This is a genomic window from Paractinoplanes lichenicola, from assembly GCF_016785085.1.
Classification (GTDB): Bacteria; Actinomycetota; Actinomycetes; order Mycobacteriales; family Micromonosporaceae; genus Actinoplanes; species Actinoplanes lichenicola.
This window is the reverse complement of record NZ_JAENHO010000002.1, coordinates 619,376-640,525: the sequence shown is the minus strand read 5'-3', so window position 1 is coordinate 640,525 and position 21,150 is coordinate 619,376. Positions and strand designations below refer to the sequence as shown.

The window sequence follows — 21,150 nt, the reverse complement described above, 5'->3', positions numbered from 1 at the left end:
TTCAATGAAGCAGGGGGTTCGATGTCGTCTCGAGCTCGATGGGTGGCGGTCGCCGCCGCTCTCGCGTTAACCATCACGCCGGCCGCGCTGCCGGCCCAGGCCGCGCCGGACGAACCGGCGCTGACCCTGGCCGCCGGGGAAGCCGCGCTCGTCCGCTTCCGGCTGCCCGACGAGGCCGCGCTGCAACGGCTCGTCGCCGAGGGCGCCGACCTGGCCGCCCGGCCCCGCACCCAGCAGGGCGTGGTGCTGGCCGACCTCGTCGTCGACCAGGCCCAGCTGGCCACGCTGACCGGCCGCGGGGCCGTGCCGGTGCAGGTCATCCAGCGGTCGTCGCAGGCGCCCCGGGTCGCGGCCCAGCGGCAGGCGCTCCAGGCCGACACGCTGCAGTTCCTCCAGGCGTACTGGTGGACCACCGGCGGCAAGACGTTCCTGCAGACCCAGGTGGCCACGACCGCCACCGCCGACCCGGACGTCGAGATCACGGTCACCTGGCGGACGGCCGACGGCGCGACCGGGTCGTTCCCGCTCGTCCGATTCGAGGACTCGGGCGAATACCAGTATCACTTCACGCTGCCGCGGCCCGTCCCGGCCAAGCCCGTCCAGGTCACGGCCACCTCCAGCCTGGGCGGGACGTCGCGCGCGGTCACGCCGGCGGCCTGGCCGGGGGCGACCCCGCCGGCCCCGCCGAGCGGCTATCAGAAGGACTTCGTCGACGCGTACATGACGCCGGTCGACGTGCAGGCGCGGATCAGGCGGCTGGCCCGGCAGTACCCGGCGCTGGTCGACGTGATCAACCTGCCCAACAAGACCCAAGGCTATCGCCGTACGGCGGTGGGCTACCTGGGCAATCCGGCCGCGGCCGCCGTGGTCGTGGAGTCGGTGCGGTTCGGGTCCCAGGCCATGAACGGCGTGCAGGTGCGGACGGTCGACCCGGGCCTGCCCAACCGTCCGCTGTCCGCGACGTACCGGGACCGGGTCTTGACCGTTCGGCTGGCCACCGATGCGGGCGGCAAGGTGATCAGCACGACTGACGACGTGGCCGCCTTCATCACGGCGCGTTATCCGCAACAGTTCCGGGCGTTCGTGGAGGAGGGCTCGGCCGGGGTGCCGATGCCCGTCGCGGGCCCCGTACGGCTTGACGACGGGCTCAAGGGCACGGAGGTCCCCCGCGCGCCGTGGACCGTGCAGGCGCTGCGCATCGGCAAGGTCCGCGACGGGTCGAAGCCGGGCGTGCTGGCGTACTCGCAGGAGCACGCCCGCGAGTGGGCCACGCCCCTGGTGACGCTGGAGTTCGCCGAGCGGCTGCTGGCCAACTACGCGACCGACGCGGCCACCCGGGAGCTGGTCGACGCCGTGGACGTGTTCGTGGTCCCGACGGTCAACCCGGACGGCGCGAACTACTCCTTCAACGACTACAACTTCCAGCGCAAGAACCTCGTCAACCACTGCACGGGCACGGCTCGCGACCCGCGCAACCGCGACTCGTGGGGCGTCGACCTCAACCGCAACTACACCGTCGGGTCGTATTTCGACGGCTATGTCGGGGCCAGCGCCAACTGCCTCTCGGGCACGTACGCGGGCACGGCCGAGCTGTCCGAGGCCGAGAGCGGCAACGTGATCGCCCTGGCCAAGGCGCATCCGAACATCGGGCTGGCGATGAACGTGCACAGCTACGGCGGATACTTCATGTGGCCGCCGGGGGCTTATCGGGCCGACGGGCGGGTCACGCTGCCCCGGCCGTCGATCGACGAGTCGAAGTTCTTCCTCGACAGCGCGCGGCGGATCGTGGGCGCGATCTCGGCCGAGCGCGGGACGGTGACGTGGCCGTCGTACACCGGGCCGGTGGCCGACGTGCTGTACTCGGCGGCGGGCAACTCGGCCGACCAGCTGTACTACGAGCTGGGGGTCGACGCCTGGGACTTCGAGGTGGGCAACGACCGGTGGAACGACGCGACCCAGCAGTGGGAGGGGGTCGGGTTCCAGCCGCCGTTCGACGAGGCGCACGCCGAGTCACAGGAATACGCCGGTGGTCTCGTGGAACTCGTATGGGTGGCCCGGGACAAAGCGCGGGATTAGCTCACATCCGTTTGGTGCCGTGCCGATAGTTGGGGTACAAATTATTGGCACGGCAACGAACGGAGAGGGCGCTGACATGAAGGTTCGCCAGTGGTTCCACGAGACGTTCGACGACTGGTGGTTCCGGTCGCTGATCGGCCCGGCCCAGACCAAGGGCGCCGTGCAGGGATGCGACGAGGGCGCCCGCGAGCAGTGGAAGCGCGACCTCGAGCGGCGCAAGGCCTACACCCGCGAGCAGCGCGAGCGTAAGCGCCAGGCCCGGCTCTAACGCCGTACGTCGTCCCCGCTCAGCGCGGCCAGCTCGGCGCGCGTCGGGGCGCCCTCACAGTCGCCCGGCACGGTCACCGCGAAGGCGCCGGTGGCGATGGCCGTGGTCAGCCGTTCCTCGGGGGCGGCCCCGGCCAGCCGGTCGGCGAGATAACCGGCCACGAACGCGTCCCCGGCGCCGACCGGGTCGACCACCGTGACTGACAGCGCGGGCTTGCTCAGCCGCGCACCCTCGATCAGGGCCGTGCAGCCCCGGCCGCCGTCCTTCACGATCACCTCGGCCGGGCCCAGCTTGGCCAGGTTGGCCGGCACGTCGCCGGTGTCGACGAACAGCGCCGCCTCCTCCGGCGAGGCGAAGACGATGTCGGCCCGCGAGACCAGGTCACGCAGCACGGGCGCGGCGTCGAACCGGCTCCACAGCTTGGCCCGGAAGTTGACGTCGACCGACACGGCGACGCCGGCCGCGCGGGCCGTCTCGATCGACTGGAACACGGCCGCGCGGGCCGTCTCGCTCAGCGCCGGCGTGATGCCGGTGACGTGCACGATCGAAGCGCCCTGGAGCTCGGCCGCCGGCACGTCGGCCGGGGAGAGCCGCGAGCCCGCGCTGCCCGCCCGGTGATAGTCGACCTGGGCGAACTCGCCGGAGCGGCGGTGCCGCACCATCAGGCCGGTGAACGACTCGTCGGTGACAGCCAGGGTGCGTACGCCGGCCGCGGCTATCCTCGACGCGATCAGCGTGCCCGTGGCGTCGGGCCCGACCCGGCCCAGCCACGTCGCCTCGCCGCCCAGCCGGGCCACGCCCATCGCGACGTTACTCTCGGCGCCGCCGATGCCGAACGAGAAGCTCTTGGCGTGCCCCAGGGGCCCGATGCCGTCGGCGGCGACCAGCCCCATCGTCTCGCCGAACGTCAGCAACCCGGTCATGAGCGGGCGAACTTGACCGCGCTCACCGCGTGGCGGGCGCGGTTGGCCAGGGCGGTCAGGCTGCCCCCGGTGACGGCGTCGCCGACGAGCGGGCCGCCGACGCCGACCGCCTTGGCCCCGGCGAACAGCCAGTCGGCGATGTCCTCGATCTTGACGCCGCCGGTCGGCATGACGTTGATCTGGGGCAGCGGGCCGCGCACGTCACGCAGCCAGCCGGGGCCGAGGCCGGCCGCGGGGAAGACCTTGACCAGCGGGGCGCCGGCCAGGTGCGCGTTGTACATCTCGGTCGGGGTGGACGTGCCGGGATAGAACGGCAGCTCGGTGCCGCGGACAAGCTCGGCGTCGAGCACCGGGGAGACCAGGAACTCGGCCCCCGCGTCGGCCGCAGCCTTCGCGTCGTCGGCAGTCAGCACGGTGCCGGCGCCGATCGCCACCGCGGCGGGCAACTGGCGGCGCAGGCCGGCCAGCGCCTCGATGGCGCCGCGGGAGGTGAGCGTCACCTCGAGCGCGGTGATGCCGTTGCCGGCCAGCACTTCGGCGACGGCGGCGAAATAGTCGGCCGTGGGAGCGCGCAGGATGGCGACGATCCCGCTGTTGACCACGGCGGCGGACACGGCGTCGAGGGGAACGCTCTGTTCGGTCACACCTTGCGATCCTGCCCGATCTCGGCCAAACCCTCCAGAGGCTCCGAGCGTGCGGGACGTCTCAGCAGACCCCGGCTCCGCCCGTTCGACGCCGGGGGCGGGGCCGGCGGGTTCGTGTCGATACCCAGCTCCTCGCGGATGGCCGCCTCGAACTGCTGCACGACGAGCGGGACCTGAGTCAGCAACTCACGGAAATGAATCTCCGGCTGCACCCCGATGACGGCGGCCGGGTTCATCTCGCCGTGCAGCTTCTGCAGCAGCAGGTGCACGGCCAGGGCGGCGCTGCGCACCGGGCCCGACGCGAGCAGCCGCACCTGCATCAGGGGCGCGCCCACCTCGTCCAGGTAGACGAGCGCGGACACCGGCTTCTCCCCCGCGTCGTACGCCGCGCGCAGGCGGAAGGTGTCGCGCTCAAAAACGGCGAGCAACGCGACATATGCCGCCTTCCGTTCCTCGTACCACCTCCGGGTGCGCCGGCGGCGGCTGAGCAGGTAGTCGTTACGGGCGGACGTGAGCTGGACCGCGGCCGCTCCGGCCAGGGCGAACAGCGCTGCGATGAGGGGCAGCCCCCACCACGGGACGTTAGACACGCGCTAACGGTAGCGACGCCGCGCCCGGCGGTCGCGCCGCGCCGTCCGATCGTGACCGCGCGGCGACCAAAGCTGACCTATCCGGCCATCCGGGACAGCACACCGTCGACTTGACTTCAACTCCGGTTCAGCTTGCAGAGTTCGTTCATGAGAGCTGCTGTGTTCGACAAGTTCGGGTCGGCCGATGTCTTGCATGTGGTGCACATTCCCGATCCGCAGCCCGGTCCGGGCCAGGTGCGCGTGCGGGTGCTGGCCGCGGGTGTTCAGCCCTTCGACGTGGCCGTGCGGGAGGGGAACATGCCGTGGGCCAAGGTGGAGTTTCCGCAGACGATCGGTCAGGAGTACGCCGGGGTGATCGACGCGCTGGGTGAGGGCGTACGGGAGCCGGCCGTGGGTGACCCCGTGCTCGGGTCGACAATGCTCGACGGCAACGCGGAACTGGTGGTCGTGGCGGCCGAGAACGTGGTCCGCAAGCCCCGCGACGTCGACTTCCCGACCGCGGCGGCGCTGGTGGCGGCGGGCCAGACGGCCAGCGGCGCCCTGCTCGAACTCGGCGTCGGCGAGGGTGACGTGCTGCTGGTGCACGCCGCCGCGGGCAGTGTCGGCACGGTCGCCACGCAGCTCGCGCGTCTGGCCGGCGCCACGGTGATCGGCTCGGCCAGCCTCGAGAACCACGACCGCGTACGGCGGCAGGGTGCTGTTCCGGTCACGTACGGCCCCGGGCTGGTGAGCGAAGTGCGCAACCTCGGACTGCAACCGACGGTCGCGCTGGACTGCGCCGGGGCGGAGGCGATCGCTCAATCCGTGCAACTGGGCATCGCCCCCGAACGCATCGGGACGATCGTCGACGACAAGGCCGCCGCCGAACACGGCACTCGCGTGGTCCGAGCCGGCCGCGACCCGAAGCGGCTCGCGCACGTGATCGACCTGGCCGCCCAGGGCAAGGTGCGCATGCCCGTGCAGGCGTTCCCGCTGGCCGAGGTGGTCGAGGCCCACAAGGCCGTCGAGTCCCGGCACAGCCACGGCAAAGTCGTCCTGATCGTCTCTTAGGCGCGCGCCTCCACAAACGTCTCTTAGGCGCGCGCCTCCACGAACAAGGAAATGCCGTCGAGCAGGCGGGCCAGGCCGAACTCGAAGAGCTGATCGAGCCCGAAATCGAAACCGTGCTCGGTCAGTTCGCGGAAGTGGTTGATCGCGCCCGAGTCGATCATGGAGGCGAGCAGGCCGGACTGCGTCTGCAGCCACTGTTCGTTGGTCATGCCGGTCTCGCGGATCGCCTCGTTCTCGATCTCCAGGGCGGTCGAGAGCCCGCGGACGAACGTGAACAGCAGGATCTGGATGTACATGCGCTCACTACCGGTCAGCGTCGTGCGGTCGAAGGCGCTCAGCACCCACTCGGTGAGCAGCACCCCGTTCGGCGCGAGCTGCGGGCGGGTCAGCGACATCGACGGGCCCAGCCACGGGTGGCGCTGGAAGACCGCCCACTGCTCACGCGCGCACAACTCGAGCGCGACACGCCAATCCGCCGGGTGCTTCGGCGGCAGCCGGACCGCCCCGAGAGCCACGTCGATCATTCCCAGTACGAGTTCCTCCCGCCCCGGCACGTGCCGGTAGAGCGACATCGTGGCCACTCCGAGCTCGGCCGCGAGCCGGCGCATGGTCAGCTCGGCCATGCCACGCTCGTCGGCGATCGTCATGGCGACCCGCACGATCCGATCGCGGCTGAGCTCGTGTTCGCGGCGCGGCACCGGCCCGGCGACGACTGTGCCCACCCCGGGCCGCGGAATGGTCAGCCCCGATTCGCGCAGCGCGGCGTGCACTTTCGTGGCCGTGGCGATCGCGACGCCCCACTCGCGCGTGATCGCCCGCGCCGACGGCACCCGATCGCCCGGCTGCAACCGGCCGGACTCGATGCGGCGGCGGATCTCGGCCACGATCCGCCGGTAGGGCGCCTCCGTACTAGTACGCTCGCTCGCCATGACCGGCAGCGTACTAGGGCACTTTGCGCTCGGGACGGACCGCTTCTAGCGTCCTAGTACATGCGAGTACACAGTACGCAGTTTGCGCGTTCTCATCTCCGGCGGCGGCATCGCCGGACCGGCCCTGGCTTGGTGGCTGCACCGCGCGGGCGCCGACGTGACGATCGTCGAACGGGCGCCCGGCCCCCGCCCCGGCGGCCACGCGGTCGACGTCCGCGGCACCGCCCGTACGGTCGTCGAGCGGATGGGCCTGATGCCGGCCGTGCGGGCCCAGCGGGTCGACGAGCGGGGCATCGCGCTGGTCGACGCCCGCGACCGTCGCCTGGCGTCGATGCCGGCCGGCCTGTTCGGCGGCGAGGGCATCGTCGCCGAGATCGAGATCTCCCGGGGCGACCTGGCCGGCATCCTGCTCGAGGCGACGGCGGCCACGACCGAATACCGCTACGGCAACCAGATCACGGCCCTGCGGCAGGACGACGACGGCGTCGACGTGACGTTCGCGAGCGGCGGCACCGAGCGGTTCGACATCGTCGTCGGCGCCGACGGCGTCCACTCCGGGGTACGCGCGCTCGCCTTCGGTCCCGAGTCCGATTTCGTACGCCCCCTGGGCGGCTACGGCACGTACTTCACCGTGCCCGACCCGGGCGACCTCGACCACTGGTTCCTGATGTTCAACGCGCCCGGCGGCCGGGTGGCCGGCCTGCGCCCCGAACGCGGCGGGACGGCCAAGGCCAGCCTGAGCTTCCGTACGCCCGAACGCCTGGGCCGGCTCGACCGCGCGAGCCGGCAGCGGCTGCTCGCCGAGCGTTTCGCCGGGGTCGGCTGGCGGGTGCCGTCGCTCCTGGCCGCGCTGCCCGAGGCCGGCGACTTCTTCTTCGACTCCATCGACCAGGTGCGGGTGGACCGCTGGTCGCGCGGCCGGGTGGTCCTGCTCGGCGACGCCGGCTACTGCGGCTCCCCGCTGGCCGGCCTGGGCACGAGCATGTCCCTGGTCGGCGCCTACGTGCTGGCCGGCGAGCTGGCGGCGGCGGCCGACCCGGCGGCCGCGTTCACCGCCTACCAGTCCACAATGGCCGCGTACGTGGCCGACGGTACCGAGCTGCCCCCGGGAGGCATGGCGGCCTTCGCCCCGGGCAACCGGCTGATGATCCGGATGCGGGCCCTGTCGATGAGGTCGATGGGCCGCTGGCCGATGAAACAGCTGCTGGCCAAGCAGTTCGCCAAGTCCGACGCGATCACCTTGCCGGACTACGCCGCCCTGGCACCGCACCACTCCTGACCCGCCCGGCTCGGCCGCCCCTTATCCTGCGGACCATGAGCGAGTCCTACGTGGAGCGCATGCGCGCACTGGTCGGTCACGAGACGCTGCAAGTCGCGGCGGCCGGTGTGCTCGTCCGGGACGACGAGCGGCGAATCCTGTTGCAGAGACGCTCCGATGACCACACCTGGTGCCTGCCCGGCGGCGCCGTGGAACCGGGCGAGCGGCTCGAAGACGCCGCCCGCCGGGAACTGCGTGAGGAGACCGGCCTGGTCGCCGGCGAGCTGACCCTGCTCTCGGCGCGATCGGGCCCGGAGTGCTTCCTGGTCTATCCCAACGGCGACCAGTGCCAGGTGATCTCGCTGATCTATCGGGCCGAGTCGTGGTCGGGGCGGCTCGACGTGTCGGATCCCGAGACCACCGCTCTCCGGTTCTTCGACCCGCTCGACCTGCCCGAGACGAACGCGTTCAACCGAGCCCTGTTCGCGCACCTGGCCGCGGAGGGGTACCTGACCGCGTAGGAGGAGGTCGAGGGACAGGTCAGGCCGGCACCTGCGGGCTGATCCACTTGGTCAGGTTCTCGGGGCGGTCGGCCTTGGCGTAGTACCAGCCCTGAATCAGGTCGCAGCCCTGGTTGCGCAGCCAGTCGCGCTGCTCGGCGGTCTCCACGCCCTCGGCCACCACCCGGTGCCCCATCGCGTGGGTCATCGCCAGCACCGCGCGGACGATGGGCTCGTTCGTGCCGTCGCCGATGCGCGACACGAACGAGCGGTCGATCTTCACGATGCCGACCGGCAGGCGCTGCAGGTAGCTGAGCGACGAATAGCCCGTGCCGAAGTCGTCGATGCACAGCGTGACGCCCAGCGCGTGCAGGGCGTTCAGCGTGAGCAGGGTGCCCTCGATGTTCTCCATGACGCCGGACTCGGTGATCTCCAGCCACAGCGCCGACGGCGGCAGGGCGGTCTCGCGCAGCACCTCGTCGACGATGCGGACCAGCGAGCCGTCGCGCAGCTGGCGGACGGCCACGTTGACCGAGACGTGCAGCGGGCGCGCGCCGGCACCGCGTTGCAACGACCACTCGACCAGCTGACGAGCGGATTCGCGCAGCAGCCACTCGCCCATCTCGACGATCATGCCGGTCTCCTCGGCGACCGGGATGAACTCCATCGGGCTGACGAACCCGAGCGCCGGCGACTGCCAGCGCATCAGCGCCTCGAAGCCGTCCAGCTCGCCGGTGGCCACGTCGACGATCGGCTGGAAGTGCACAGCCAGCTCGCCCCGCTCGGCCGCGCCGCGCAGGGCCTGCTCGAGGTTGACCCGATCGCGCACCTGGTCGCGCAGCGACGTGTCGAACAGGGCGACGGCATTGCGGCCCGAGCCCTTGGCCTTGTACATCGCGGTATCTGCGTCGCGGATCAGCTCGAGCGCGTGCGCGCCGCCGTGCGACTTCGCCAGGCCGATCGAGGCCGACACGACGACGTCGCCCACCGACAGCCGGAACGGGCGGGCGAATTCCTCCAGCAGACGCTCGGCCAGCGACTCGGCCAGCCGCAGGTGCGAGGGGCTGGCCAGCGCGATCACGAACTCGTCGCCGCCGATCCGGCAGACCAGATCCTGCGTACGCACCTGGGCCGTCAGCCGGGCGGCGACCGCGCACAGCAGCTCGTCGCCGACCTGGTGCCCCCAGCGGTCGTTGACGTGCTTGAACCGGTCGAGGTCGAGGAAGAGCAGGCTGATCTCGAGGTTCTCCTCGGCCGCCCGGTCGCCCCAGGAGCTCACCGTCTCGGCCAGCAGCTCACGGTTGGGCAGGTCGGTGAGCGCGTCGTGGGTCGCACGGCGGCGGCTGGCCCGTTCCGCGCGGGCCCGGGAGTTGTTCGAGCGCACCACCCGCGCCAGCACGGCCAAAGTGAGCAGAACGCTCAGGACCGTACGGACGACGTCGTTCACGGTGTTGCCCGCGGGCATCATCGAGGTCACCGCGGTCGGCACCGAGACGACCAGGCCGATCACGAGCAGCCGCCGCCGGCTCAGATCCCGTACGACGATGCGCTGCGGCTCGGTGAGCGAGCGCATCGACTTGTGCATCGGGGCGGTGGCCAAGGCGACGAACATGAGCATGAAAAGTGTGTCGATGACGCGCGGCGAGATGTCCACGAGCTGCGCGTTTCGCAGCGTGAAGTAGACGTCGCCGACGAACATGGCCGTCGCCGCGACCACCAGCAGCCAGAGCGCGGGCTGCCGGGCGCCGCCGGCCAGCAGCAGCTGGGCGACCAGCACGAGCAGCACGACGTCGATCACCGGGAACAGCGCGTCGACGATGCGCAGCGGGCTCATCCCCGAGTCGACCAGGGCGGGCGCGATCACGAACGACCAGACGACGAACGCCCCGGCCAGGCCCACCAGCAGCGCGTCGATCCGGGCGGGGTCGTCCTCGCCCGCCCGCCGCCGGCGCAACATGACCGTCAGGGCATAACCCACGCACCCGTACGCCCCCAGGCAGAGCACGTCCGGGACGAGCATCGCCGTGCTGATCGTCACCCCGTCCGCGCCCGGCAGGACCAGCCGGATCAGCGAGGTCGCGACGAACAGGTAGGCCCCGGCGCGCATGAACCGCCACGAGCGGCGCTCCCCGACCGGCAGCCCGTTGCGCCGCGGCCCGACGTGCAGGGCGGCCAGCCCGACCACCATGATCCCGGCCGTGGCCAGCTCCTGCGCGGCCACCGGCCCGAACATCTGCAGCCCGAGCAGCGGCAAGGCGATCGCCAGGTAGAGGGCGAACAGATTGCGCCGGCCCACGCCGGTCAGCGCCGGAGCGCCGGCGTCGGATCTGGTCACGCCCTTCCATCGGCCGCTGAGGGCGGCTCTTTAAAAGTCAGACACGCCCAACGTTCGGCCGGGATGCGCCGATTTTCGCCTGATTAGTCCGAGATAGTTTCCGGATTCCCGGGACGAGCAAGGCCGCGAACCCGCAAGGTGTCACTTGGCCGATGAACCAGGACCACGGGGGGACACGTGCACCGGAATCGGACGAAACTTCTTGCTGCCTCGGGTCTGCTGGCCCTGACCGCAGCCACCGGCCCCATCCCGGCCCGCGCGGTCGAGCCATCGCAGTCCTTCGCACCACCGCTGCAAACACTCACCTTCGCCACCGCCACCGCCCGCCCAGCCCCCGCCGGTTTCGCCCGCGCCGCCGGGCTCGCGCGGCACGCCGGAGGCGCAGCAGGCGCCGGATCCACGCGGAACGTCGAGCGCGCAGCAGGCGCCGGGTTTGCGCAGGATGCCGGGGGCGCAGCAGGCGCCGGGTTCTCGTCGGTTGTGCCGGCCACAACGACCACACCGTTCAGCCTGGTCGGCGCCACCTGGGCCGACCCGCGAACCGAGGTCGACGGCCTCGTGCAATTGCGCACGCGGGCAATCGGCTCGGCCCGGTGGACCCCGTGGCAGGCGCTCGAGACCGACGGCCACGCCCCCGACGACCTGCGCGGCGCCTCCGACCCCCTGTGGGTCGGCCCCTCGGACGCCGTCGAGGCGCGCGTGATCGGCGCCCGCGGCCCCCAAGGCCTCCGCCTCGACCTGATCAACCCGGAAGCGCAGGATGAGCCCGCGCGCGAACAAGCACCAACCGACGCCGCTCACGCACAACCGACGGACAACAACGCGCACAAACGAGCACCGAACGACGCCACCCGCGAACAAGCGGCGACCGCCGGGGTGAGCCAGGACGCAAGGAACGACAGCGAACGCGCAACAAACGACGCCGCGCACGCAGCAAACGACGGCGCGCACGCAGTCAGCAACCCCACGCGCGCAACAAACGACGGCAGCCGCGCAGCGAGCGACCCCACGCGCGCAACGAACGACGGCGGGCGCGCGGTGGGCGAGCGCGCGACATTGGGCGGGCTCGGGCGGCGGGCTGTGAAGGTTCCGTTGCCGGCGCGGCCGGTGCCCAGGATGGTTACCCGTGGGGGGTGGCGGGCCAACGAGGCGATCGTGAAGGGCGAGGCTGAATACACCGGCCCGACTCAGGTGTTCTTCGTGCATCACACGGCGACCGGCAACGGCTACAGCTGTGCGCAGTCGGCGAGCATTGTGCGGGGGATTCAGGCCTATCAGGTGCGTAGCCGCGGGTGGGACGACGTCGGCTACAACTTCCTCGTCGACAAGTGTGGGACCGTTTTTGAGGGGCGCCGCGGCGGGGTGGGGCGAACCGTCTTGGGGGCGCACACCGTGGGCTTCAACGCCGACGCCAGTTCGATCGCGGTGATCGGCAACTATGGCGGGGTCCGGGTCACGCCGAGGGTTCGCACCGTGATCGCCGCCGTGGCGGCGTACAAGCTGGGGGCGTACGGGAATGCTCCGAACGGCCGGGTCGTGCTCACCTCCGGCGGCGGACCGCGCTTCCCCAAGGGGCAGCGGGCCAACCTGTGGCGCATCGCCGGGCATCGGGACGGCGGCCTGACCGCGTGCCCGGGCAACGCCCTCTACGCGCAGCTGCCGTCGATCCGGGCGATCGCGGGGGCCGCACCGGCGGGGGTGCACGTGCTGCGGATCGGTGGCACCGCGCTGTCGGCCCGGCGGTATTTCAGCAAGGGCCTGATCCAGCCGGTCTGGACGAGCAGCACGCCGACCGCGTTGATCAACCGGTTTGAGATCTGGGTCGACGGCGTGTTGCGCGTCGCCACGCCGGGCGCTCACCGCACGACCCGGCTGCGCCTCACGCCGGGCAGTCACACCTTGTCTGTGCGGGCCGTGCACCTGTCGGGCCGCTCGACCACGGTGAGCAGCCGGGTCATCGTCGACGCGGACGCGCCGGTGTTCGCCGCGAAGCCGGTCCTCGCCCTGCGGCCGGGCACGATCAGCTCCGGGGCCGTGCCGCTGCAACTGCGCTGGAACGTGGGCGACGGCGTCGCGCTGGGCTCGGTCGGCCTGACCCGGCCGCTGGCGATCAACCTGGGCACGGCGGCCCGCAGCCGGGATGTGGCCGCGCCGCCGAACCGGGCCACGCCGTTCACGGTGCGGGCCCTGGACCGGGCTGGCAACGCCACGAGCGCCACCATCACCCGTACGCCGTGGGTGGTCTCGGAAGTGTCGGCCCAGCGGCGGGGCAGCTGGCGCACGCTGCGCAACGGGGGTTATCTCGGCGGCACGGCCGTGGCCGGCAGCACCCGTGGGGCCAGCGCGAGCTTCACGTTCACCGGCACGTCGGCGGCGCTGGTGTTCAGCCGGGGTCCGGGTGCGGGCCGAGTCGGGGTGTTCCTCGACGGGCGGCCGCAAGGCATGGTCGACCTGCGGTCGGCGAGCTCGGAGCCGCGCCGGATCGCCTGGTCGCGTTCGTGGGCGGGCGGCGGCGAGCACACCGTACGGGTGGTGGTCGAGGGCACGCCGGGCCGCCCGGGGGTCGCGCTCGACGGGTTGGTCTACCTGAAGTAACTGACAGCAGATGTCAGCCTCTGGGGGAAGGATCGCGTCCATGAGTGGATTCGCAACACTGGCGATGATCAATCTGGACGCGTCCGACCCCGCCGCGCAGGCCCGCTTCTACGCCGCGGTGCTGGGCTGGGAGGTCCTGCACGCCCAGGACGAATACGCGATGATCGGCGACGGCTCGACCAGCCTGGGCTTCGGCCGGGTGCCGGGTTATTCGGCGCCCGGCTGGCCCCAGGAGAAGGCGCCCAAGCGCTACCACCTGGACTTCTATGTCGACGATCTGACCAAGGGCGAGGAGCAGGCGCTGGCGCTGGGCGCGACCAAGCCGGACGAACAGCCCCAGCCGGACCGCTGGCGGGTGCTGCTCGACCCGGAGGGCCACCCGTTCGACATCTGCCTGAAGAGTTAGTGATCGAGGGCCTGGGTGACCAGGCCCGTCAACGTCCAATCGGCGATCCGGTCGAAACCGGGCTCGCGGCCCTGGCCCCCTTCGGCCAGGGCCGCCGCCAGTTCCGGGAAGTCCCCGCTGGCCACCGCCTCGCCGATCAGCGCGACCTGCTCCTCCTGCGGCGTCACCGGGGCCGTCTCGGCCGTGACGAACGAGGCCACGAAGCCGGTCATGAGCGCGACGATCTCCATCTTGGTCGGCCCGTCGAGGCCCGTCGGCGCGAGGGCGGCCAGCCCCTTCTCCAGGTACGCGAGCATGTTGCGCCCGGTCAGCCGCCGGTTGGGCAGGGCCGCGGGCAGCCACGGGTGCGCCAGCATCAGCCGCCGCTGGGCGCCGGCCACCGCGATCAGGTCCGTACGCCAGTCGCCCGTGATCTCGGGCAGCTCGAGCGCGGCGCCGATCCGGTCGACCATCAGGTCGAGCAGCCGGTCCTTGTCGGGCACGTACGTGTAGAGCGACATCGCCCCCGCCCCGAGGTCCTGGGCGATCCGGCGCATCGTGACCGCGGCCAGCCCCTCGGTGTCGGCGATCCTGATCGCGGCCTCCACGACCTGCTCACGGGTGTGCGACGGCGGGCGTCCGCGGGGCATCCGAACCTCCTGCTACTATTTTCGGTACGACGTACGAGAAATGCGGGGGTAGCCATGCGAAGACTGCCACTTTCCCTCCGACTCATCGCCCGCCGGGGCCCGAAAGCCCCGTACGAGGTCCGCCGTGAGACCGCCGTGCCGGTGCCCGCCGCCGACGGCAGCCCGCTGCTGACCGACCACTACGCCCCGGTCACCAGCGAGCCCTGCCCGGCCGTGCTCATCCGGGCCCCGTACGTGCGAAGCGGTTTCCCCTGGAACCTGTTCTACGGCGTGCGCTTCGCCGAGCAGGGCTTCCACGTGCTGATGCAGAGCAGCCGCGGCACCGGCGGCTCGGGCGGCGTGTTCCACACCTGGAACAACGAGGTCGCCGACAGCCGGGCCGCCGTCGAGTGGCTGCGCAAGCAGAGCTGGTTCACCGGCGACCTGTTCACCGTGGGCGCCAGCTACATGGCATACACGCAGGCCGCCCTGGCCGTCGACGCCCCGCCCGAGTGGCGCGGCGCCGTGATGCAGGTCGGCCACACCGACCCGTACGACTTCTTCTGGGGCAGCGGCGCGTTCACCCTGGAACGGGCGCTGGTCGGCGGGCTGGGCCTGGTGCAGGGCGAGGTCACCTCGTGGGACATGCTGTGCGGCGCCCTGCGGCTGAAGTTCCGGATGCGCCGGGCCACCGAGGGTCTGCCGCTCCTCGACGCCTATCCGTCGGCGATCGGGGGCCGGCGGCCGGCGCTCGAGGAGTGGCTCACCCACCCCGAGCCCGGGCATTGGGCCGAGACCGACCTGGTCAGGGTGGCCGGGGCCATGGACGTGCCGACCAGCCTGCTCACCGGCTGGTGGGATCTGTCGCCGGGCCAGGTGATCGAGCAGTACACCCGGATGCGGGCCGCCGGGCGCGACGTCGACCTGCTGATCGGCCCGTGGACGCACACGAACTTCCTGGAGCGCGACTGGCCCGAGGTGTTCGCCCAGGCGATGCGCCGGCTGCGCCGCGAGCCTCCGGCCTATCGGGTGCGGGTGCACGTGGGCGGCGTGAACGAGTGGCGCGACCTGCCCGACTGGCCGCCGCCGGACGCCCACCCGACGACCCTGCCGTTCGACCAGCTCAGAGCCGAGCGGGGCTGGAAGTTCCTATACGACCCGGCCGACCCGACCCCGTCGATCGGTGGCGCGCTGCAGTCACCCACGCAGGGCCAGGTCGACAACGCGCCGCTGGAGAGCCGGAAAGACGTGCTGCTCTTCACCGGCGAGCCGCTGGAGGAGTCGCTGACGCTGATGGGCCCGGTGCGGGCAGAGCTGGACGCGTCGACCACCGCGGCCAGCGGCGACCTGTTCGTCCGGCTGTGCGACGTCGACCCGGAAGGCGTCTCGCGCAACATCTGCGACGGCCTGACCCGGATCACCGCCGACGCCCGGCACGTCGTCGATCTGGGTCACGCCGCTCACGTGTTCCGGCCCGGCCACCGCGTACGGGTACAGGTGAGCGGCGGCGCCCATCCGCGCTTCCTGCGCAACTACGGCACCGGTGAGCCGCCCAGCTGGGCCACCGCGCTGACGCCGACCGAGACGACGATCCGCCCGGGCTCGGTCCTGGAACTGAGCATGGTTTAGTCGTCCTCGACGTGGGGGTAGAAGGTGCGCCGCTACCCCCACTATCGAGGAGTTTCCATGTCCACCCAGGGCGTTCTCTATATCATCGCGATCATCCTGCTCGTGCTCGCGGCGCTGCCGATCACGACCCGCGGCATCAGCCTGGCCCTGCTGGGCGCAGCGTTCGCCCTGCTCGCCTACGCCTGGCCCGTGCTCACCGCGTGACGCGCTTGTAGATAACGGCCTGCCACGGCTCCAGGGTCAGATTCTCGGGGGCCGTGGACAGGTTGGTGAGCAGCAGTTCGGCGCCCGACCAGTCGTCGTCCAGTTCGGCCCGCACCGTGGCGCCGGAGAAGTTGCCGATCACCAGCAGTTCCGTGTCGCCGAGGCGGCGGGTGAAGGCGTACAGCTGCTCGTGGTTGGGCAGCACCATTGTGAAGTCGCCGTCGACGACCGCCGGCTCGGTGTGCCGCAGCTCGATCAGCTTGCGGTAGTAGTGGAAGACCGAGTCGGGGTCGGCCCGGGCGGCCTCGGCGTTGATCTCGGGGTAGTTCGGGTTGACGGCCAGCCACGGCGTCCCCGTGGTGAAGCCGGCGTGCTCCGACGTGTCCCACTGCATCGGCGTACGGGCGTTGTCGCGGCCCCGGGCGCGCAGCACGGTCAGCACGTCCTCGGGCGAGCGGCCCTCCTGGTCGACCGCCTGGGTGTATTGCCCGAGCGCCTCGATGTCGCGGAAGTCGGCGATCGTCCGGAAGGGAAAGTTGGTCATTCCCAGCTCTTCGCCCTGATAGACGTACGGCGTGCCGCGGTGCAGATGCAGCACCGTGCCGAGCATCTTGGCCGACGCCACCCGATAAGCGGCCGAGTCGTCGCCGTAGCGGGAGACCGCGCGCGGCTGGTCGTGGTTGTTCCAGTAGAGGCTGTTCCAGCCCACCTCGGCCAGCCCGGCCTGCCACCGGTTGAAGATCGCCTTCAGGTTCGTCAGCTGCAGCGGCATCAGCAGCCAGGGGTCGTCGCCGCGGTCGGCCCAGACGTGGTCGAACTGGAACACCATGTCGACCTCGTGCCGGTCGGGGTCGGTGAACAGGATCGCCTCGTCGACAGTCACGCCGGGCATCTCGCCCACGGTCAGCATCGCGTCGCGGCCGGCGAAGACCTTGGCGTGCATCTCCTGCAGGAACTCGTGCAGCCGGGGGCCGTTGATGAAACCGGCCGAGCCGTCCCCGTACGAGGAACCGGCCGTCACCCGGCCGTCGGGCAGCGGCAGCACCTTGGAGATCATGTTGATGACGTCCATCCGGAAGCCGTCGATGCCCCGGTCGAGCCACCAGTTCATCATCGCGTAGACGGCCTCGCGGACCGCCGGGTTCTCCCAGTTGAGGTCGGGCTGCTTCTTCGAGAACAGGTGCAGGTAGTACTCGCCGGTCTTTTCGTCGAGCTCCCAGGCCGAGCCGCCGAACACCGAGCCCCAGTTGGTCGGCTCGGCCCCGGGCGTGCCCGCCTCGAGGCCCTCGCGGGCGGGCTGCCACCAATACCAGTCGCGCTTCGGGTTGTCCTTGCTCGAGCGGCTCTCGACGAACCACGGGTGCTCGTCGGAGGAGTGGTTGACGACCAGGTCCATGACCAGCTTCATGCCGCGGGCGTGCACCCCGGCCAGCAGCTCGTCGAAGATCTCGAGGGTGCCGAAGACCGGCTCGATGTTCTGGTAGTCGCTGATGTCGTAGCCGTTGTCGTCCTGCGGCGACGGATAGATCGGGGACAGCCAGATGACGTCGACCCCGAGCTCGGCCAGATGGTCCAGGTGGTCGATGACTCCCCGCAGATCGCCCATGCCGTCGCCGTCGGCGTCCGCGAAGCTTCGCGGGTAGATCTGGTAAACAACCGCGCTCTTCCACCAGAGATCCGTCATGGGTCTTCTCTAACACGAGAACGCCCGGTCAAACCGGTGGGCATACTAAGCACGTGTTAACTACCGGAATGAGGCATTTGTCATGAAGGTGGCCATGCTCGGCCCGATCGCGTGGCGCACCCCGCCTCTCCATTACGGCCCGTGGGAGCTCGTGACCAGCCTGATCACCGAGGGGCTGGTGGAACGCGGCATCGACGTGACGCTGTTCGCCACCCTCGACTCGATCACCAAGGCCACCCTGGACGGGGTCGCGCCGACCGGGTACGAGGAGAGCGACGAACTGGACGGCCGGGTCTGGGAGGCGCTGCACGTCGGGCACGCGCTGGCCCGCTCGGGCGAGTTCGACCTCGTGCACAACCACCTGGACTGGCTGCCGCTGGCGTTCTCGCAGTCGTGCCGTGCGCCGATGGTGACGACCATCCACGGCTTCTCCGGGTCGAACATCCTGCCCGCGTACCGGCGGGGCCGTTCGCACTTCGTGTCGATCTCGGACAGCGACCGCTCCCCCGACCTCGACTACCTCGGCACCGTGCACCACGGCATCGACCTGGACGGGCTGCCCGCACGGGAAACCGCAGGAGAAGACCTGATCCTCTTCGGCCGCATCCACCCCGACAAGGGCACGGATCTGGCCATCGAGATCGCCGCGCGGGCCGGCCGCCGGCTGGTGATGTGCGGGATCGTGCAGGACCGGGCTTATTTCGAGGAGCTGATCGAGCCCCGGATCGACGGGGACCGCGTGGTCTATCGGGGCTCGGTCGGGCCGGACAAGCGCGGCGCGATTCTCGGCTCCGGGCTGGCGCTGCTGCATCCCATCCGGTTCGCCGAGCCGTTCGGGTTGTCGGTGGTGGAGTCGATGGCGTGCGGGACACCCGTGATCGCGTACCGGAAAGGCTCGATGCCCGAAGTGGTCGACGAGGGCGTAACCGGGCATCTCGTCGAGGACGTGGACGAGGCGGTCGCAGCGGTCGGCCGGGTGCGCGGGATCGACCGGGCGGGCTGCGCGCGGCGGGCCCGGGAACGGTTCTCCCGCGACCGGATGGTTGAGAACTACCTGGAGATTTACCGGAAAATCGTCGGCTGAATAGCGGTTCTTGTTAACGTCACTTTGTGAATTGCACGTTAAACCGAGCAATTTCGCGAAGCTTCGCATTGCCGTTTGTACGCGGCCGCCGTCAGCCTGTCCGCGTGCCCTGAGCCGCGAGAAAGGCCTAGTCATGCCCGCGTCGTACGGTTTCCTGAGCACATACCCGCCGACCCAATGCGGTTTGGCGACCTTCAATGCGGCACTGGCCACGCACTTGGCCAATGGCGCCGGCTCGGGAGTCGTCCGCCTGCTGGCCAAGGACAGCGTCAGCGGCGGAATCGAGCTCGACCGGGCCGCGCCGCGAACCGTGCACACCTGGCACACCGACGCCCCCGGCGGGTGGCAGACCGCGGCCGCCGTGCTCAACCGCTACGACGTGGCGATCATCCAGCACGAGTACGGGATCTATCCCGGCGACGCCGGCAACGAGGTGCTGCCCCTGCTGCGCGCGCTCACTGTGCCGTCGATCGTGGTGCTGCACACCGTGCTCAGCTCGCCCGACCCGCTGCAGCGCCAGGTGCTCGAGCGGATCGCCGCGACGGCCGACGCGGTCGTCACGATGACCGACACCGCCCGGCAGCGGCTGAGCGACGGCTACGACGTCGACCCGCGCAAGATCTCGGTGATCCCGCACGGCGCGGCCAGCCGTGGCGCCGTGCCGCGCGAGGACCACGACCGGCCCAACCTGCTGACCTGGGGGCTGCTCGGGCCGGGCAAGGGCATCGAGTGGGCCGTACGGGCGCTCGCGCTGCTCGGCGACCTGGACCCGGCCCCGGTCTACACGGTCGCCGGCCGCACCCACCCGAAGGTGCTCGAGCAGTTCGGCGACGTCTATCGCGACTCGCTCAAGGACCTGGCCGCCGCGCTCGGGGTGACAGGCGCCGTGCGCTGGGAGGACGCGTACCTGGAGGAGGACGCGTTGTCCCGGCTGATCCGCTCGGCCGACGTGGTGGTGCTGCCCTACGACTCCACCGAGCAGGTCACCTCGGGGGTGCTGATCGAGGCCGTGGCGGCCGGCATCCCGGTCGTGGCGACCGAGTTCCCGCACGCCGTGGAGCTGCTGGCCGACGGGCCCGGCCTGCTGGTGCCGCATCAGGACCCGGAGGCGATGGCCTCGGCGATCCGGCACGCGCTGGCCGAGCCCGGCCTTTCGCTCGGCCTGACCGGGCTGGCCGGCGGCCCGACCCTGCGCTGGCCGGCCGTCGCCGCCCGCTACCAGTCGCTGGCCGCCCGGCTGCTCACCGCCCGTACGCCGCTGGCCGCGTCGGTGCCCGCGTGACGACGAACGGGCTCCGCCTCGTCCCGCCCCCGATCCAGCTCGCCGACGCACCGCTGCCCGACTGGAGTCACGTCGTCCGGCTGTCCGACGACACCGGGCTGCTCGAGCACGCCCGCAACGCGATCGTGCGGCGCGAGCACGGCTACTGCGTCGACGACGTCTCGCGCGGGCTGCTGCTGATCTGCCGCGAGCCCCGCCCGACGGCCCAGCTGGTCGGGCTGGCCGAGCGCTACCTGGCCTTCCTGACCCACGCCGCGGGGTCCGACGGCGGCTTTCGCAACCGGTTCTCGTACGGGCGGGAGTGGGAGGACGACCCCTCGACGGGTGACTGGTGGGGGCGCGCCCTGTGGGGCCTGGGCACCGCGGCCGGCCGGTCGGCCGTGCCGTGGATCCGGCGGGAGGCGCTCAACGCGTTCCTGATCGGCTGCCGGACGCGGTCGCCGTGGGCCCGGGCCATGGCGTTCGCCGGGCTGGGCGCGGCCGAGGTGCTGCGCGCGGACCCGCGGTCGGCCGCGGCGGCCGAGCTGCTGGGCGACGCGGCCACGGTGATCGGCCTGCCCTCCGCCAAACCGGACTGGGTCTGGCCCGAGCCCGAGCTCACGTACTCCAACCCGGCCCTGGCCGAGGTGCTGATCGCGGCGGGCGACCTGCTCGGCGACGAGCCGCTGCTGCGGGCCGGGCTCAAGATGCTGGCCTGGCTCTGCCGCGAGCAGGACCACGACGGGCACCTGTCGGTCGTGCCGGTCGGCGGGTGGCGGCCCGGCGTGCCCAAGCACCGCTACGACCAGCAGCCGATCGAGGCCGCCGCGACCGCCGACGCCTGCGCCACGGCGGCCGCGGTCACCGGCGACGACCGCTGGGACGAGCAGCTGTTCCGGTCGGTCGCCTGGTTCCTGGGCGACAACGACGGGCAGAAGCCGATGTACGACCCCCTAACCGGCGGATGTTATGACGGACTGACGGTAAGTGGCCCTAATGTGAATCAAGGAGCCGAATCCACCCTCGCGCTCGTCTCCACGCTGCAGCACGCCCGCACGTTGGCGACCCGGAGCGCGACCCGACCGTCAGGCGGCCTAGCGTGACCG

Annotated in this window: 19 protein-coding genes; 12 read left to right on the top strand and 7 right to left on the bottom strand. The window is 71.3% G+C overall.

All coding sequences use genetic code 11. The features are described 5' to 3' along the window. Nucleotides 1–21 precede the first annotated feature (21 nt). Together JKJ07_RS07475 and JKJ07_RS07470 are read left to right on the top strand one after the other, a co-directional pair. Nucleotides 22–2,076 (top strand): M14 family zinc carboxypeptidase, encoded by a 2,055-nt coding sequence (locus JKJ07_RS07475; protein ID WP_202990486.1) that lies wholly within the window; start codon nucleotides 22–24, stop codon nucleotides 2,074–2,076. A gap of 76 nt (nucleotides 2,077–2,152) precedes the next feature. Beyond that, a complete protein-coding gene (locus JKJ07_RS07470; RefSeq protein WP_184955943.1) occupies nucleotides 2,153–2,344 on the top strand; it encodes a hypothetical protein in 192 nt (63 codons plus the stop codon). Here the strand turns inward: JKJ07_RS07470 and JKJ07_RS07465 are convergent. The 3 genes from JKJ07_RS07465 to JKJ07_RS07455 are packed head-to-tail and all read right to left on the bottom strand — an operon-like array spanning nucleotide 2,341 to nucleotide 4,501. Then, complete coding sequence (locus JKJ07_RS07465; protein ID WP_202990485.1) at nucleotides 2,341–3,267, bottom strand: sugar kinase; 927 nt, start codon at nucleotides 3,265–3,267, stop codon at nucleotides 2,341–2,343. The two genes, JKJ07_RS07470 and JKJ07_RS07465, sit on opposite strands and share 4 nt — an antisense overlap. Continuing rightward, nucleotides 3,264–3,911, bottom strand: coding sequence for a bifunctional 4-hydroxy-2-oxoglutarate aldolase/2-dehydro-3-deoxy-phosphogluconate aldolase (locus JKJ07_RS07460; RefSeq protein ID WP_202990484.1), 648 nt, complete (start codon nucleotides 3,909–3,911; stop codon nucleotides 3,264–3,266). Before JKJ07_RS07460 ends, JKJ07_RS07465 begins: the two co-directional genes overlap by 4 nt. Further along, complete coding sequence (locus JKJ07_RS07455; protein ID WP_202990483.1) at nucleotides 3,908–4,501, bottom strand: hypothetical protein; 594 nt, start codon at nucleotides 4,499–4,501, stop codon at nucleotides 3,908–3,910. The genes JKJ07_RS07460 and JKJ07_RS07455 overlap by 4 nt, the downstream gene beginning before the upstream one ends. Nucleotides 4,502–4,648: 147 nt before the next feature. On the opposite strand from JKJ07_RS07455, the gene JKJ07_RS07450 reads away from it, so the two are divergent. After that, complete coding sequence (locus tag JKJ07_RS07450; protein WP_202990482.1) at nucleotides 4,649–5,551, top strand: NADP-dependent oxidoreductase; 903 nt, start codon at nucleotides 4,649–4,651, stop codon at nucleotides 5,549–5,551. Nucleotides 5,552–5,574: 23 nt separating this feature from the next. Here the strand turns inward: JKJ07_RS07450 and JKJ07_RS07445 are convergent, their stop codons facing one another. Then, complete coding sequence (locus JKJ07_RS07445) at nucleotides 5,575–6,480, bottom strand: TetR/AcrR family transcriptional regulator C-terminal domain-containing protein (protein WP_202990481.1); 906 nt, start codon at nucleotides 6,478–6,480, stop codon at nucleotides 5,575–5,577. Nucleotides 6,481–6,562: 82 nt separating this feature from the next. Between JKJ07_RS07445 and JKJ07_RS07440 the strand changes: the two genes are divergently transcribed. Together JKJ07_RS07440 and JKJ07_RS07435 are read left to right on the top strand one after the other, a co-directional pair. Further along, the gene (locus tag JKJ07_RS07440) at nucleotides 6,563–7,759 is read left to right on the top strand and encodes an FAD-dependent monooxygenase (protein ID WP_202990480.1); all 1,197 of its coding nucleotides are present in this window, start codon (nucleotides 6,563–6,565) and stop codon (nucleotides 7,757–7,759) included. Between the two features lie 35 nt (nucleotides 7,760–7,794). Next, entirely contained in the window at nucleotides 7,795–8,259 is a 465-nt protein-coding gene (locus JKJ07_RS07435) for an NUDIX hydrolase (protein ID WP_202990479.1), read from the top strand. Between the two features lie 19 nt (nucleotides 8,260–8,278). On the opposite strand, the gene JKJ07_RS07430 is transcribed toward JKJ07_RS07435, so the two are convergent. Next, nucleotides 8,279–10,573: a putative bifunctional diguanylate cyclase/phosphodiesterase gene (locus JKJ07_RS07430; protein WP_307834154.1), complete on the bottom strand. Its 2,295-nt coding sequence runs from the start codon at nucleotides 10,571–10,573 to the stop codon at nucleotides 8,279–8,281. Between the two features lie 177 nt (nucleotides 10,574–10,750). Between JKJ07_RS07430 and JKJ07_RS49685 the strand changes: the two genes are divergently transcribed. Further along, a complete protein-coding gene (locus JKJ07_RS49685; RefSeq protein WP_307834153.1) occupies nucleotides 10,751–13,168 on the top strand; it encodes an N-acetylmuramoyl-L-alanine amidase in 2,418 nt (805 codons plus the stop codon). Between the two features lie 40 nt (nucleotides 13,169–13,208). Further along, nucleotides 13,209–13,574 (top strand): VOC family protein, encoded by a 366-nt coding sequence (locus tag JKJ07_RS07420; RefSeq protein ID WP_202990478.1) that lies wholly within the window; start codon nucleotides 13,209–13,211, stop codon nucleotides 13,572–13,574. Here the strand turns inward: JKJ07_RS07420 and JKJ07_RS07415 are convergent. Next, nucleotides 13,571–14,203: a TetR/AcrR family transcriptional regulator gene (locus tag JKJ07_RS07415; protein ID WP_202990477.1), complete on the bottom strand. Its 633-nt coding sequence runs from the start codon at nucleotides 14,201–14,203 to the stop codon at nucleotides 13,571–13,573. The two genes, JKJ07_RS07420 and JKJ07_RS07415, sit on opposite strands and share 4 nt — an antisense overlap. Nucleotides 14,204–14,257: 54 nt before the next feature. Between JKJ07_RS07415 and JKJ07_RS07410 the strand changes: the two genes are divergently transcribed. Beyond that, on the top strand, nucleotides 14,258–15,811 hold the full coding sequence (locus tag JKJ07_RS07410; protein WP_202990476.1) for a CocE/NonD family hydrolase: 1,554 nt from the start codon (nucleotides 14,258–14,260) through the stop codon (nucleotides 15,809–15,811). Nucleotides 15,812–15,868: 57 nt separating this feature from the next. Next, entirely contained in the window at nucleotides 15,869–16,015 is a 147-nt protein-coding gene (locus JKJ07_RS07405) for a hypothetical protein (protein WP_202990475.1), read from the top strand. Here JKJ07_RS07405 and JKJ07_RS07400 read toward each other — a convergent pair. Beyond that, nucleotides 16,005–17,699 carry a glycoside hydrolase family 13 protein gene (locus JKJ07_RS07400; RefSeq protein WP_202990474.1) on the bottom strand — a complete coding sequence of 565 codons (1,695 nt, stop codon included), beginning with the start codon at nucleotides 17,697–17,699 and terminating at the stop codon, nucleotides 16,005–16,007. The genes JKJ07_RS07405 and JKJ07_RS07400 overlap by 11 nt on opposite strands. A gap of 82 nt (nucleotides 17,700–17,781) precedes the next feature. On the opposite strand from JKJ07_RS07400, the gene JKJ07_RS07395 reads away from it, so the two are divergent. From JKJ07_RS07395 to JKJ07_RS07385, 3 genes are all read left to right on the top strand, one after another. Further along, on the top strand, nucleotides 17,782–18,783 hold the full coding sequence (locus JKJ07_RS07395; protein ID WP_202990473.1) for a glycosyltransferase family 4 protein: 1,002 nt from the start codon (nucleotides 17,782–17,784) through the stop codon (nucleotides 18,781–18,783). A 133-nt stretch (nucleotides 18,784–18,916) separates the two neighbouring features. Then, the gene (locus tag JKJ07_RS07390; RefSeq protein WP_202990472.1) at nucleotides 18,917–20,065 is read left to right on the top strand and encodes a glycosyltransferase; all 1,149 of its coding nucleotides are present in this window, start codon (nucleotides 18,917–18,919) and stop codon (nucleotides 20,063–20,065) included. Continuing rightward, nucleotides 20,062–21,147 carry a glycosyltransferase gene (locus tag JKJ07_RS07385; protein ID WP_202990471.1) on the top strand — a complete coding sequence of 362 codons (1,086 nt, stop codon included), beginning with the start codon at nucleotides 20,062–20,064 and terminating at the stop codon, nucleotides 21,145–21,147. The genes JKJ07_RS07390 and JKJ07_RS07385 overlap by 4 nt, the downstream gene beginning before the upstream one ends. Nucleotides 21,148–21,150: the final 3 nt, after the last annotated feature.